This is a genomic window from Rhizobium sp. GN54, from assembly GCF_021026345.1.
GTDB lineage: Bacteria > Pseudomonadota > Alphaproteobacteria > Rhizobiales > Rhizobiaceae > Mycoplana.
This window is the reverse complement of the sequence record NZ_JAJNCZ010000008.1, coordinates 121,832-135,668: the sequence shown is the minus strand read 5'-3', so window position 1 is coordinate 135,668 and position 13,837 is coordinate 121,832. Positions and strand designations below refer to the sequence as shown.

Below are 13,837 nucleotides of genomic sequence, written 5' to 3'. Positions count from 1 at the left end.
CGACGGTTGCCAAAGGACGGCGAAAAATGGGAAATGGGCCACGGATGCAGAATCGGCCGCGCGATGCGGCCCCGCTGGGGAACAGACGATGGAACGACCGGACCTGCCAAGGGGCCTGCCGGACGACATAGCCGAGCGCAAGGCGCGCGCCCGGGCGTGGTTCGAGAGCTTGCGCGACCAGCTCTGCGCGGCATTCGAAGCCCTCGAGGACGAACTCCAGGGGCCGCTCGGCGATCGCGAGCCGGGGCGGTTCGTCGGCCGTGACTGGCAGCGCGAGGACGGTGACGGCGGCGGCGGCCGCATGTCGATGATGTCGGGCCGCGTTTTCGAGAAGGTCGGCATCCACACCTCCACCGTGCACGGCGAGTTCTCGCCCGAGTTCCGCGGCCAGATCCCCGGCGCCGCCGACGATCCGCGCTTCTGGGCCTCCGGCATCTCGCTGATCGCGCATCCCGTCAATCCCAACGTACCCACCGTGCACATGAACACCCGCATGGTCGTCACCACCAGCCACTGGTTCGGCGGCGGCGCCGACCTGACCCCGATGCTCGGCCGCAGGCGCTCCCAGGCCGACCCCGACACGATGCTGTTCCACCGCGCCATGGAGATCACCTGCAAGCGCCACCCGGTCGCCGACTATCCGAAGTTCAAGGCCTGGTGCGACGAATATTTCTTCCTCAAGCACCGGGGCGAACCGCGCGGCGTCGGCGGCATCTTCTACGACTGGCTGCATTCGCCGAAGGAGGCCGGCGGCTGGGAGGCCGATTTCGCCTTCACGCAGGACGTCGGCCGCGCCTTCGGCCTCGTCTATCCGAAGATCGTCCGCTCGAATTTCAACAACGGCTGGACCGAGGAGGACCGCGACGAGCAACTCGTGCGCCGCGGCCGCTACGTGGAGTTCAATCTGCTCTACGACCGCGGCACGATCTTCGGCCTGAAGACCGGCGGCAACGTCGAATCCATCCTCTCCTCCATGCCTCCGGTGGTTCGCTGGCCTTGACCGGATGCTGACCGGATGCTGACCGGCCGAGCCTCGGCCGGAAGCGGGAACCGCCCGGACACAATCCGTTCACGCGTATTTGCGTTGGGTCAACCGTCCCCGGCGCATACCGGACTAGTGTTTCCTATGCTACGATTGTCCTGCATGGTTCCATCGGAGGAGGGTTATCATGACGAATACGGCTGCCGGCACGCCGAGAAGCGAGGAGAATGTTCTCGGGAATGCCGAACTCATCAACCGCATCGCTGAAAACATCCGTATCGCAAGCGGCACCAGCCTGCCGCGGGAATACTATCTGCAACAGGCCCGCCAGCAACTGGCCGGACAACAGCCGGCGGGAAAATCACCCCCCGGAGCCGCCAAGGGCCAGGACCAGAAGACGTCGGCCTGCTTCGACGCATGGGCGAGGCGCTGATCTTCGCCTGCGGAGCGGAACCACGCCGTCCGTTCCGCGTTGCCCCCTTGTCACGCCCCGGTCCGGCCGCACGACCGGCGGGGACCAAGAAAGTGCCAGGCACGAACACAGCACAAACACAGGGAGATATGCCATGAGACTGTTTGAATGTGGAACGCTCGTCCCCGGATGCGAGTGGCATACGCGCGCCGACAATGATGCGGAAGTCGTCCGCCGCACAGTCGAGCACCTGCGCACCGCCCATGGCGAAACCGTCATTCGCGAGAACATGGTCGAGAACATCAAGGCACGGATCGTCGACGAGAAGGTGAGCGCCTGAGCGGCCATCGCCTTTTCCGACGACCCCACCGGACCGGCGCCGCGCAACCGACTTGCGCGGCGTTTCCATGCCGGGGCTCACGGTCCGGTACCGCCCGGCAGCACCTGCCCTCGCGCCGGCGAAACCTGCCGTCAGGCGCCCTTCGCCAGCGCCTGCAGGCGCGTCTTCAGCGCCGTGCGGTCGAGGTTGAAGTTCCCCTCCACCCATTCCGTCTCCAGCGTCTCCAGCATCTTGCCGACAGCCGGACCGGCGGCGATGCCGGCGGCGAGCACGTCGGCGCCGGACAGCGGGAATGCGGGACGTATCCAACGGGTGGCGCGGTCCAGCAGGCGCTGGACGCGGGCGCTCTCCGCCATCGCCGCGGGATCGCCCCCCTCTGCCTTCGACCGTGCCGCGGCGAGTGAAAGCTTCAGGCGCGTCGTCAGGCCCTCGCGGCCGTTCCGGTACAGCATCCGACCGAAGGCCGTATCGGCGAGCGTCTTCGGGATTTCCGGCGCCGCGGCCCAGCTGGTGAGCGTGGCCGCTTCGGCGCGCGACAGCCGCAGCCGCTCCGACAGGGCCGCGAGCCGCTCGCCATCCGGCGGCACCATCGCCGAAAGCCGCAGCAGCGGATCTGGATCCCATTTCAGCGCCCGTTCGGTCGCAATGAGCGCCGGAATGGCGTCGATGCCCCATTTTTCGGTCTCGGGCAGGATGGCGGAAAGCACGCCGGACTGCCGCATCCAGAGCAGCGCGCGGAACGGATCGGGCGCGGCAAGGAGCTTCTTGGTCTCCGACCAGACGCGCTCGGCCGAGAGCGATGCGAGCTTGTCCTTTGCCCGCGCGCAGGCCCGAAGCCCGTCCGCATCCGGACGGCCGCCGCCGTAATAGGCGAAGAAGCGGAAGAAGCGCAGGATCCGCAGGTGATCCTCGGCGATCCGCTGTGCCGCGTCACCAATGAAGCGCACGGTCCTCGTCTCGATGTCGGGCAATCCGCCCACGAGGTCGATGACCTCCCCCTCCGCTGTCGCATAGAGCGCGTTAATCGTGAGGTCGCGCCGCTCGGCGTCCTCCTGCCAGTCCGTTCCGAACGCCACCTGCGCCCGCCGGCCGTCCGTCTCGACGTCCCGGCGCAGCGTCGTCACCTCGAAGGGCGTGCCGCTTGCGACCAGTGTCACGGTTCCGTGGTCGATGCCGGTCGGCACCGCCTTGATCCCGGCGGCCTTTGCCCGCGCGACCACCTCCTGCGGCACGAGCGTCGTGGCGATATCGACATCCCCGGCCGGCACGCCCATCAGCGCGTTCCGGACCGCACCCCCGGCGATGCGGGCCTCGCCGCCGTCGGCGTTCAGAAGATCGAGCACGCGCCGCAGCGCCGGTTGCCTGAACCAGGCCTGATCCGAAAGCGACGTCATGCGTAGAGCCTTTCATAGATCACCCGGACGATGCCCGCGGTGATGCCCCAGATGTTCCGCCCCTCATAGGGCATGCGGTAATAATGACGCTCGCCGCCGAGCCAGACGCCGCTTCCCGTCTCGTGGTTGGCGGGGTCCATCAAAAACGACAGCGGCACCTCGAACACGTCGTCGACCTCGACCGGGTTGAGCGTCAGCGAGAAACCCGGCTGCACCACCGCCAGCACCGGCGTGATGCGGAAGCCGGAGAGCGCCATGTAGTCCGGCAGGCGTCCGACCGTCTCTATCAGCCGGCGATCGAGCCCGATCTCCTCTTCCGCCTCGCGCGCGGCGGCCGCCTCGACGTCGTGGTCGTCCTCGTCGACCGCCCCGCCCGGAAAGGCGATCTGGCCGGAATGCTTGCGCAGCGTCGCGGTGCGCTGCGTGAAGATCAGGCGCGCATCGTCGCCCTCGTCCACGGCGGCAACCAGCACGGCCGCGTCCTTCAGCGTCATCTCCTGCACATGGGCGACCGTCCCCGGGTTCATCCTGGCGTCGCCGCTCTCGCGCCAGCTGTCGGCTGTGATCGTCCGCGACTGCTCGATGGCGCGGCGGCGGAATTCTGTCGCGCTGTAGAGGGGGAAACTCATCGAATCAGCGCTTCCAGCTCCGCCGCCGGCATGACCGGAAACACGACGCCGCCCGAGCGCACCGCGAACATCTCCGTCCCCTCGACCGCGATCGTCTCGCCGAGCGCCACGATGTCGTACATGACCGGCCGCGAAACGAGCGCTTCCAGCCGGCCGCGGACATGCAGGTAGGGCTTCAATTCTTTGTTATCGCCGTGGACGACGAACCGCAGCGGATGGTCGGTTCCGGCCTCCACGACGTCGCCGACATTGGTGCGAAACGTCAGCACCTGAGTCTCTCCTTCGCCGACCGCTTCCATCTCGACGGCGACGAACGGCGCATCGATGACGCGGATGCCGACCTTTTCCACAGGTGTTACGAGACAGGTCCTGCCGTCCTCCTCCCGCCGCAACACCGTGGAAAACAGCCGCACCAGCGGCGCCCTGCCGATCGGCGTGCCCATGTAGAACCACGTGCCGTCGGCCTTGATCTCCATGTCGATGTCGCCGCAATCGGGAGGATTCCACTTCTCCACGGGCGGCAGGCCGCGGTTTTGGTCGCCTTTGTCGGCGGCCGCGCGCGCAATCAGCGCCGCCAGTCCGGCCGCGTCGCCCGAGGCCTGAATATCGCCCTTCGCCATTGTTCCGTCCCGGTTGGCTCCTATTTCAAGCACTTGTGACGAGATAGTCATTTCGACATGGCTTGTCAGCAGCAGGTGAGCCGATAAGCTCAACAATCGACCGTTGGAGCGACAGCAGCTTCGGCCCGACGGAAGGCGTAACCCGGTATTCTGGAGACGACCATGGGCGTTATGACATCCTCCGAGGCAGCTCTCGACGAAAAGGCCGTGGTCGCAGCCGCCGAGCGCGCCCTGGCCGACATCGCAAGGGTACGCCAGGAGGTCGGCAAGGTCATCTTCGGACAGGAAAGCGTCGTCGAGCAGACGATGCTGGCCGTTCTCTCCGGCGGCCATGCGCTGCTGGTCGGCGTGCCGGGCCTTGCCAAGACCAAGCTGGTCTCCACCCTCGGCACCGTGCTCGGCCTGAATTCCAGCCGCATCCAGTTCACCCCCGACCTGATGCCGTCCGACATCCTCGGCTCGGAAGTGATGGACCAGGACGAGAACGGCAAGCGCTCCTTCCGCTTCGTCCCCGGCCCGATCTTCACCCAACTCCTGATGGCCGACGAGATCAACCGCGCCTCGCCGCGCACCCAGTCGGCGCTGCTGCAGGCGATGCAGGAATACCACGTGACCGTCGCCGGCCGCGCCAACGACCTGCCCCGCCCCTTCCACGTGCTCGCCACCCAGAACCCGCTGGAGCAGGAGGGCACCTATCCCCTGCCCGAAGCGCAGCTCGACCGCTTCCTGCTGCAGGTCGACGTTCACTATCCCGACCTCGTCGCCGAGCGCCGGATCCTCCTGGAGACGACCGGCCTGGCCGAGGCCGAGGCCGGCCAGGCGTTGACCGCCGACCGCCTGCAGGAGATCCAGACGCTGATCCGCCAGATGCCGGTCGGCGAGACAGTGCTCGACGCGATCCTCGCGCTCGTCCGTTCCGCCCGCCCGGGCCACGGCAATGCCGAAACCGACAAGCAGGTCGCCTGGGGTCCCGGCCCGCGCGCCGGCCAGGCGCTGATGCTCTGCGCCCGCGCCCGCGCCCTCTACGAGGGCCGTCTCGCGCCCTCGGTCGACGACGTTCTGGCGCTCGCCGAGCCGGTGCTGCAGCACCGCATGGCGCTGACCTTCGCCGCCCGCGCCGAGGGCATATCGGTGCGCGACGTGATCGCCTCGCTCGTCCGGCAGGCCCGCGGCTGACGGGAGGCGCTGAATGGCCGCCATCGGAACCATCGTCGAGCGTACACCGTCGGCCGAAGTGCTTTCCCGGGCGCAGGCGCGCGCAGCGCTGATCCCCGATTGCCTGGTCGAGGCCCGTCGCCTCGCCAACACCGTGATCGCCGGCTGGCACGGCCGCCGCAAGCGCGGCATCGGCGAGAATTTCTGGCAGTTCCGCCCCTATGTCGACGGCGAGAGCCTGTCGCGCATCGACTGGCGCCGCTCTGCCCGCGACGACCACACCTATGTGCGCGACCGCGAATGGGAGGCAGCCCACACGATCTGGCTCTGGGCCGACCTGTCGCCGTCGATGATGTTCAAGTCGCAGCTCGGCGCCGTCTCGAAGGAAAGCCGTGCGCTCGTCGTCATGCTGGCGCTGGCGGAGATCCTGGCCCGCTCCGGCGAACGCATCGGCTGCCCCGGCGTGATGGAGCCGATCGCCGCACGCAATGCCGCAGAAAGGCTCGCGACCGCCATCGCCCATAGCCCGCTCACCGACGGCCTGCCGCGAACCGACATGATCCGCGGCTCCAGCGACATCGTCCTGATCGGCGATTTCCTCGACGCGCCGGATGCGATCATGGAGCGCCTCGCTCCGCTCGCCCGGCGCGGCCTGCGCGGCCATGTGGTCGAGGTCGCCGATCCCGCCGAGGACACCTTCCCCTATGCCGGGCGCACCGAATTCACCGACCCCGAGACCGGCCAGAAGCTGACGGCAGGCCGCGCCGAGACGCTGCGGGAGGACTACACCCGCGCCTACCAGGCCCGCCGGGCCGCACTTGCCGACAGCCTGCGCCATCTCGGCTGGAGCTTCGTCGCCCACCGCACCGACCATCTCGCCTCGGAGGCCCTGGTCGCCGTCCACATGTACCTCTCCGGCATGCCGGCGCCGAAGATGGCCGGAGATCGCCGATGAGCGGCCTTGCCTTCGCCTATCCCGCCGTGCTCGCAGCCCTGGTCGTGCTGCCGGCGATCTGGTGGCTCTTGCGGCTGACGCCGCCGAAGCCCGTCGTCGAGGCCTTTCCGCCCTTCCGCATCCTCGCCTCGATCCTCAAGCGCGAGGAGACGCCAGCGCGCAGCCCCTGGTGGCTGACGCTGCTGCGCATGCTGATGGCGGCCGCCGTGATCCTCGCGATCGCCGATCCCGTGCTCAATCCGCGCGAGAACACGCTCGTGGCCTCCGGCCCGCTGGTGCTGGTGATCGACAACAGCTGGGCGGCAGCCGGCGACTGGCAGCGCCGCGTCGACACGGCAAATGCCATGATCGACGACGCCGAGGCGCGCGACCTGCCGATCTCCGTGGTCTTCACCGTCGACCGCCAGCACGATGCCGTACCCACCGATGCGGCGACTGCCCGCACGCGGCTTGCCGCCGCCCAGCCGCGCCCCCTGCCCGCCCATCGCGAGCAGGCGGTCGCCGCGCTGCGGACGGCGCTGGCCGGCACCCCGCCCGGCACGCTCGCCTTCCTCTCCGACGGCATCGCCGGCAGCGACGACGACGGCACGGTCCCCGCACTGCAGGAGCTGCAGCCGGCGCAGTTGCGCCTCGTCGAGGGCGACGGCCGCAGCACGGTCGCGCTGACCGACGCCAACAACGACGCCGAGACGATGGACGTGACTGCCAGCCGCCTTGCCGCCGGCGAGGCGCGCACGCTGGCGCTGACCGCGCACGACACCCGCGGCCGGGCGATCGCCAACGGCACCCTGACCTTCGCCGCCGGCGAAGCAACCGGCGCCGGCAGCATCGCCGCCCCCTTCGAACTGCGCAACGACTTCGCCCAGGTGACGATCGACGGCCTTGCGACCGCCGGCGGCACCTACATGCTGGACGACGGCTTCCGCCGCCGCCGCGTGGCCCTGCTCACCGGCGAGACGCATGACGCCAGCCAGCCGCTGCTGTCCTCGCTGCACTATATCGAGCAGGCATTGGCGCCCTTCTCCGATCTCGTCCGGCCCAACGTCGCCGACCTTGCCGCCGGCATTCCCGAACTGCTGGAGCAGCGCCCCTCCGTGATGATCATGGCCGATGTCGGCCGCCTGCCGGAGGAGACCTATGCGCCGCTGCAGCGCTGGCTCGAGGCCGGAGGCATGCTGATCCGCTTCGCCGGCCCGCGCCTGGCCGCCGCCCCCGCCGACGACCCGCTGGTGCCGGTGGTGCTGCGCAAGGGCGAGCGCGCGCTCGACGGGGCCCTGTCCTGGTCCGAGCCGCAGCCGCTCGCCGACTATCCGCCGACCAGCCCCTTTGCCGGCATGCCGCGCGCGGGCGACGTCCTCGTCAAGCGGCAGGTCTTGGCCGAGCCGACCCCCGACCTGCCGGAGCGCACCTGGGCGAGCCTCGCCGACGGCACGCCGCTCGTGACCACCGGCAAGGTCGGCGCCGGCCGCATCGTGCTCTTCCACGTCAGCGCCGAGACCGGCTGGTCCAACCTGCCGCTATCAGGCGATTTCGTCGAGATGCTCCGCCGCAGCGTGCAGCTGTCGCGCGGTGGCGGCGTCGCCGCCACCGGCGAGACGCAGGGCCAGCACCTGCCGCCCTTCCGGCTGCTCACGGCCACGGGCACGCTTTCGACCGATACCGGGGAAGCCAAGCCGCTCGACCCGGCCGCCGCCGGCGCGGTCCCAGCCACCGCCGACAATCCTCCGGGCCTCTACGGCTCGCAGGATGGCTTTCTGGCCCACAACCTGTTTCCGGCGGGAACAAGCCTCGCGCCGCTGCCCTCGGCCGACGCCCCCACCGTCGCCCGCGAAAGCCTGATCGGCCAGGTCGCGCAGTCGCTGAAGCCGACGCTGTTCCTGATCGCGGCGCTGCTGCTGCTCGCCGATTGCCTGATCGTGCTCGTCATGGGCGGCGCCTTTGCGCGCCGCTTCCGGCCTGCCGTCACGCGCGGCGCCACCGCCCTTGCGCTCGCCCTCGGCCTCGGCCTGGCGCTCGCCACGCTGGCGCCGGCCCCGGCATTTGCCGACGACACGCGGCCGGACGACGCCGCACTGCTCGACCGGATGGACACCACCCACCTCGCCTATGTCGTCACCGGCGAGGCGGAGGTGGACCGCGTCTCCGAGCGCGGGCTGGCGGGGCTGACCGAGTTCCTGACCTACCGCACCACGCTCGAGCCCGGCGCGCCGGTGCCCGTCGACATTTCCAAGGACGAACTCGCCGTCTTTCCGCTGCTCTACTGGCCGGTGAGCGCATCCGCCGAGATGCCGAGCCCGGCCACGATCAGCCGCATCGACGCCTATATGCGCAACGGCGGCACCGTCCTGTTCGACACGCGCGACCAGTTCTCCTCGCTGGACAGCGGCGACACCAGCCCCAACACCCAGCGCCTGCGCGATATCCTGGCCAATCTCGACATTCCGCCGCTGGAACCCGTTCCGCCGGAACACGTCCTGACCAAGTCGTTCTATCTTTTGACGAATTTCCCCGGCCGCTTCAACGGAAGCCCGCTCTGGGTCGAGGCCGAACTCGACCAGCAGCAGGACCCGAACCGCCCCGCCCGTTCCGGCGACGGCGTGACGCCGATCATGATCACCGGCAACGACTTCGCCGGGGCCTGGGCGATCGACGCCAACGGCATGGCGCTGCTGCCGACCGTTCCGCCGGACGAGGTCCAGCGCGAGCATGCGTTCCGCTCGGGCGTCAACATCATGATGTACATGCTGACCGGCAACTACAAGGCGGACCAGGTCCATGTTCCCGCGCTTCTCGAAAGGCTCGGCCAGTAGATGAACATCGCCTTTTCCCCGCTCCTCCCCTGGCCTGTGATCGGCGCTCTCGCGGCAATCGCCGTCGTCCTTGCGGTCTTCGCCCTGTGGCGGCGCGTGCGCGGCGCCCCCCTGCGCGCGCTTGCCTTCGCGCTCCTGCTTCTGGCCCTTGCCAATCCCGTCGTCATGAACGAGCAGCGCGATGCGCTGTCCACCGTCGTCGCCGTGATCGTCGACCGCAGCCAGAGCCAGGACAATCCCGAGCGCACCGCAATGACAGACGAGGCGCTCACCGCGCTCAAGGAGCGGCTGGCCCGCTATCCGCGCATCGAGCCGCGCATCGTCGAGGCCGGAGACGATCCGGATTCCGACACGCCCTCCACCCGCCTGTTCGACGCGCTGACCTCGGCCCTTGCCGACGTCCCGCCCTCGCGCGTCGGCGGCGCCATCCTCGTCACCGACGGACAGGTGCACGATATCCCCGATCCCGCCGCGTTCTCGAGCTTCGATGCGCCCGTGCACGCGCTGATCACCGGGCGGAAGGACGAATTCGACCGGCGCATCGAGGTCCTCAACGCGCCCCGCTTCGGCATCGTCGGCGAACCGCAGGAGCTGAAGTTCCGCGTCACCGACGACGGCGTGAGCCCCGGCACCGCGGCGCGCGTGACGATCCGCCTCAACGGCAACGAGATCGCCTCGGAGACCGCAATCCCGGGCACCGAGACGCCCTTCCGCTTCACCGTGCCGCGCGGCGGCAACAACGTGCTGGAGTTCCTGGTCGATCCGGTCGAGGGCGAGATCACCACCGCCAACAACCGCGCCGTCCATATCATCGACGGCATCCGCGAGAACCTGCGCGTGCTGCTCGTCTCCGGCGAGCCCCACGCCGGCGAACGCGCCTGGCGCAATCTTTTGAAGTCGGACACGGCGATCGACCTCGTCCACTTCACCATTCTGCGTCCGCCGGAGAAACAGGATGGCACGCCGATCAACGAGCTGTCGCTGATCGCCTTTCCGACGCGCGAACTCTTCGTCGATAAGATCAACGAATTCGACCTCATCATCTTCGACCGCTACCAGCACCGCGGCGTGCTGCCGATCCTCTACTACGACAACATCGCCCAGTATGTCGAAAACGGCGGCGCGCTCCTGATCGCCGCCGGCCCCGAGCACGCCGGCAACGATTCGATCGCCTATACGCCGTTGTCCGTGGTCCTGCCGGCGACGCCGACCGGCGTGATGAACGAGAAGGCCTTCTTCCCGCGGCTGTCCGAGCAGGGCCGCAAGCACCCGGTCACCCGCGGCCTGGAAGGCGCGCTCGACGAGCCGCCGCACTGGGGCCGCTGGTTCCGCACCGTCGACGTCGCGCCCCCGCAGGGCAACACCGTGATGGAAGGCGCCGACGGCAATCCGCTGCTGGTGCTCAACCGCTACGGCAAGGGCCGCGTCGCCATGCTGCTCTCCGACCAGGGCTGGCTCTGGGCGCGTGGCTTCGAGGGCGGCGGCCCGCATGTCTCGCTCTACCGGCGCACCGCCCACTGGCTGATGCAGGAGCCGGCACTGGAGGAGGAGGCGCTGACGGCGCGCGCCTTCGGCCGCACGCTGGAGATCACCCGCCAGACGATCAAGGACGCGCCCGGGCCGGCGATGATGAAGCTGCCCTCCGGCGAGACACGCCCCGTCGACCTGCGCGAGGACGGCCCCGGCCTCTACAAGGCCGAGGTGAGGACGACCGAAACCGGACTGTACGAGATCGAGAACGAGGGCCTGACTGCACTCGTCCATGTCGGCGCCGTCGATGCGCCGGAGTTCAAGGCGACGATCTCCACCACCGAGACGCTGGCCCCGCTCGCCGAAAGCACGAAAGGCATCGTCCACCGGCTGGCCGACGACGAGGGCAGCCTCAGCGTTCCCCCGCTCCTGCCGGTCTCTGGCGCCGTGCGCGCACCCGATCCGCAGCGGCTGTCGCTGCGGATGACCAACGAGACGGTGCTGAAGGGCATCGACAGCCTGCCGCTGTTCGCCGGCTTCGCCGGCGTCGGCCTGCTGCTGCTGGCCCTGTCGGCCACATGGTATCGCGAGGGGCGCTAGGATTTGTCAGGGAAAAGTGGAATCCGGTTTTCCCGAAAAGACAAACGATAACAAAGAAAGCGGGAGTCTGACTGCTTCAGTATGAAGCTGACAGACTCCAGAGCGCAGCAGGCCGCGTCAGCTCGCCTGTGCGAACGCGACCGGACCGGCCCCAGCCTCATCGTAGGGCCGCCAGCCGATCTCCCCCTTCAGCCGCGCGTGCGTATCGGCGGCGATGGGGACGACCAGCACCCGGTTCGGGTCCACCGGGCCGGGGAAGGCCAGCGCGTTGTAGGCGACCTTTTCGAAGCCGAGCGGGCCATAATAGGGCGGATCGCCGACGAGGATGACGGCCTCAGAACCCTTCCGCCGGGCCGCCTCCACCGCGATCCGCACCAGCTCGCGGCCGATGCCCCGGTTCTTGTGCGAGGGCCGGACGGCGAGCGGGCCGAGCAGGTGGCCCTTCACCGAACCCGCCGTCACCGGCGTCATCCGCACCGAAGCGATCGTCTCGCCGTCGTCCGTGCAGATGAAGGAGAGCGACAGGTCGTGCGGCCCCTGCTCGCGGATCCGAGCTGCGGCACGCACGTGCCGGCCGGGGCCGAAGGCTTCTTCGTTGATGAGTTCGATGGCTGCGTCGTGGGACGCGTCTTCGGTCAGGTAGACGAGGTCGTGCTTGGGCATGGGGACAGGAACCGTGTGCGAGACAATAGGAGATGGCTTCGCCTCTTAGGGAGGCGTCACGTGCATCAGCGTCGTCGCGGGTTTCCTGCAAAGAACATCGTTCTGTCCGGTCGTTCCGATCATGCCACGGCGGCATGAAAATCCTGACCAGCGCGGATAGCAGAAAATCGCCGCCCGTCAAAGCCCAAAACGCACTGTTCAGAAAATAGTGCCTAGTCCCCCTCGACCGTTCAACTATCTAGACATCATGAAAACGCGGCGATGGCGCCGAAGGAGACAGGCATGGGAAAGCTGGTAGACGGCGTCTGGCATGACGTCTGGTACGACACGAAGTCCACCCGCGGTCATTTCGAGCGCGCAGCCTCGCAGTTCCGCAACTGGATCACGCCCGACGGCGCGCCCGGTCCCACCGGCGAAGGCGGTTTCGCGGCGGAGGCCGGGCGCTACCACCTCTATGTCTCGCTCGCCTGCCCCTGGGCGCACCGCACCCTGATCTTCCGCAAGCTGAAGAAACTCGAGGACCTGATCCCGGTCTCTGTCGTCGATCCGGTGATGCTGTCGAACGGCTGGGAATTCAAGCGCCCGGGCGAAGGGGTGGACGGCGGCACCGTCGACCCTCTGTTCGGCGCCGAGACCTTGTGGAAGGTCTACCTGAAGGCCGATCCGCACTATAGCGGCCGGGTCACCGTGCCCGTTCTCTGGGACAGGAAGGAGAGCCGGATGGTGTCCAACGAATCCGCCGAGATCATCCGCATGTTCAATTCCGCCTTCGACGGGATCACCGGCTCGCGCGACGACTACTACCCCGCCTCCCTGCGCGCCGAGATCGACGCCCTGAACGAGACGATCTACGACACGGTGAACAACGGCGTCTACAAGGCCGGCTTCGCCACCACCCAGGAGGCCTACGAGAAAAACGTCTGGGCGCTGTTTGAAACGCTCGACGCGCTGGAAGAGCGGCTGGCCGGCCGGCGCTACCTGACGGGCGACAGCATCACCGAGGCCGACTGGCGCCTGTTCACCACGCTGGTGCGCTTCGACGCGGTCTATGTCGGCCACTTCAAGTGCAACATCCGGCGGATCGCCGACTATCCCAACCTGTCGGGCTACCTGCGCGACCTCTACCAGGTCCCCGGCGTGGCGGAGACGGTGAACATCGACCACATCAAGACCCACTACTACCGCAGCCACCTGACCATCAATCCGACCGGCATCGTGCCGGCCGGGCCTGAGCTGGATTTTGCCGCCCCGCACGACCGCGAGCGGCTGCTGGCCGCCTGATCCCGGCCAGCGCCGGAAAAAGCCCTACCAGAGGTCGGCCGGCGTCGCGCGGCCGGCCACCTCCTCCAGCCGGCGCCGCGTCGCCGGCGTCGTTCCCGGCGGCAGGGCGTCTGGTGCGAAGAACTGCGCCTCCACGATCTCGCGGTCCGCCATCTTCGGCGCGCTCTGGCGCACGTTCCGGCAGACGTAGAAGATCACATGGTCGCGCTTGCTGGTGCCGCGGTTGAAATAGACGTGGAACAGCTGCGGCGGATCGCCGGTGACAAGGTTGCCCTCCTCCCGCATCTCCTTCGCAAGCGCCTGCAGCGCCGTCTCGCGCCGCTCCACCCCACCGCCGGGCAGATGCCAGCCGGGCACGTAGCTGTGGCGCACGAGGAAGACGCGGCCCTCGGCGTCGAAGCACGCCGCCCGCACCCCGAGCGTCATGCCGCGGGCATAGGCGAAATAGCCGTGCACCATGCGCGTCACCAGTCGCGCCCACAGGTTCCGCTTCTCCGGCGGTCGTTCGCTCTGCATGCCGATCCTC

The 13,837-nt window shown here is 68.6% G+C and carries 13 protein-coding genes; 8 read left to right on the top strand and 5 right to left on the bottom strand.

Annotated elements, in window-relative coordinates:
• Positions 1-88 precede the first annotated feature (88 nt).
• The 3 genes from hemF (at position 89) to LQK81_RS19845 (ending at position 1,734) form a co-directional block, all read left to right on the top strand.
• A complete protein-coding gene (gene hemF, locus LQK81_RS19855; RefSeq protein ID WP_230808118.1) occupies positions 89-1,000 on the top strand; it encodes an oxygen-dependent coproporphyrinogen oxidase in 912 nt (303 codons plus the stop codon).
• Positions 1,001-1,169: 169 nt separating this feature from the next.
• Positions 1,170-1,415 carry a hypothetical protein gene (locus tag LQK81_RS19850; protein ID WP_230808117.1) on the top strand — a complete coding sequence of 82 codons (246 nt, stop codon included), beginning with the start codon at positions 1,170-1,172 and terminating at the stop codon, positions 1,413-1,415.
• A 133-nt stretch (positions 1,416-1,548) separates the two neighbouring features.
• Entirely contained in the window at positions 1,549-1,734 is a 186-nt protein-coding gene (locus tag LQK81_RS19845) for a DUF1059 domain-containing protein (protein WP_230808116.1), read from the top strand.
• Positions 1,735-1,865: 131 nt separating this feature from the next.
• Here the strand turns inward: LQK81_RS19845 and LQK81_RS19840 are convergent, their stop codons facing one another.
• From LQK81_RS19840 to LQK81_RS19830, 3 genes are read right to left on the bottom strand one after another with little or no spacing between them, the layout of a single operon-like run.
• On the bottom strand, positions 1,866-3,128 hold the full coding sequence (locus LQK81_RS19840; protein ID WP_230808115.1) for a CCA tRNA nucleotidyltransferase: 1,263 nt from the start codon (positions 3,126-3,128) through the stop codon (positions 1,866-1,868).
• Positions 3,125-3,757, bottom strand: coding sequence for an NUDIX hydrolase (locus LQK81_RS19835; RefSeq protein WP_230808114.1), 633 nt, complete (start codon positions 3,755-3,757; stop codon positions 3,125-3,127). Before LQK81_RS19835 ends, LQK81_RS19840 begins: the two co-directional genes overlap by 4 nt.
• Positions 3,754-4,377, bottom strand: a complete 624-nt coding sequence (locus tag LQK81_RS19830; protein WP_230808113.1) for a DUF1285 domain-containing protein — start codon at positions 4,375-4,377, stop codon at positions 3,754-3,756. The genes LQK81_RS19835 and LQK81_RS19830 overlap by 4 nt, the downstream gene beginning before the upstream one ends.
• 162 nt (positions 4,378-4,539) lie before the next feature.
• Between LQK81_RS19830 and LQK81_RS19825 the strand changes: the two genes are divergently transcribed.
• The 4 genes from LQK81_RS19825 to LQK81_RS19810 are packed head-to-tail and all read left to right on the top strand — an operon-like array spanning position 4,540 to position 11,367.
• Complete coding sequence (locus LQK81_RS19825) at positions 4,540-5,553, top strand: AAA family ATPase (protein ID WP_230808112.1); 1,014 nt, start codon at positions 4,540-4,542, stop codon at positions 5,551-5,553.
• A 13-nt stretch (positions 5,554-5,566) separates the two neighbouring features.
• Positions 5,567-6,487 carry a DUF58 domain-containing protein gene (locus LQK81_RS19820; protein WP_230808111.1) on the top strand — a complete coding sequence of 307 codons (921 nt, stop codon included), beginning with the start codon at positions 5,567-5,569 and terminating at the stop codon, positions 6,485-6,487.
• Positions 6,484-9,297 carry a DUF4159 domain-containing protein gene (locus tag LQK81_RS19815; protein ID WP_230808110.1) on the top strand — a complete coding sequence of 938 codons (2,814 nt, stop codon included), beginning with the start codon at positions 6,484-6,486 and terminating at the stop codon, positions 9,295-9,297. The genes LQK81_RS19820 and LQK81_RS19815 overlap by 4 nt, the downstream gene beginning before the upstream one ends.
• Complete coding sequence (locus LQK81_RS19810; RefSeq protein ID WP_230808109.1) at positions 9,298-11,367, top strand: hypothetical protein; 2,070 nt, start codon at positions 9,298-9,300, stop codon at positions 11,365-11,367. It abuts the gene before it with no gap.
• A gap of 117 nt (positions 11,368-11,484) precedes the next feature.
• Here LQK81_RS19810 and LQK81_RS19805 read toward each other — a convergent pair whose 3' ends face one another.
• On the bottom strand, positions 11,485-12,030 hold the full coding sequence (locus LQK81_RS19805) for a GNAT family N-acetyltransferase (RefSeq protein ID WP_230808108.1): 546 nt from the start codon (positions 12,028-12,030) through the stop codon (positions 11,485-11,487).
• Between the two features lie 282 nt (positions 12,031-12,312).
• Here LQK81_RS19805 and LQK81_RS19800 point away from each other — a divergent pair, with 282 nt between their 5' ends.
• Positions 12,313-13,311 carry a glutathione S-transferase family protein gene (locus LQK81_RS19800; protein WP_230808107.1) on the top strand — a complete coding sequence of 333 codons (999 nt, stop codon included), beginning with the start codon at positions 12,313-12,315 and terminating at the stop codon, positions 13,309-13,311.
• 24 nt (positions 13,312-13,335) lie between these two features.
• Here LQK81_RS19800 and LQK81_RS19795 read toward each other — a convergent pair whose 3' ends face one another.
• Positions 13,336-13,827 carry an NUDIX domain-containing protein gene (locus LQK81_RS19795; protein WP_230808106.1) on the bottom strand — a complete coding sequence of 164 codons (492 nt, stop codon included), beginning with the start codon at positions 13,825-13,827 and terminating at the stop codon, positions 13,336-13,338.
• Positions 13,828-13,837: the final 10 nt, after the last annotated feature.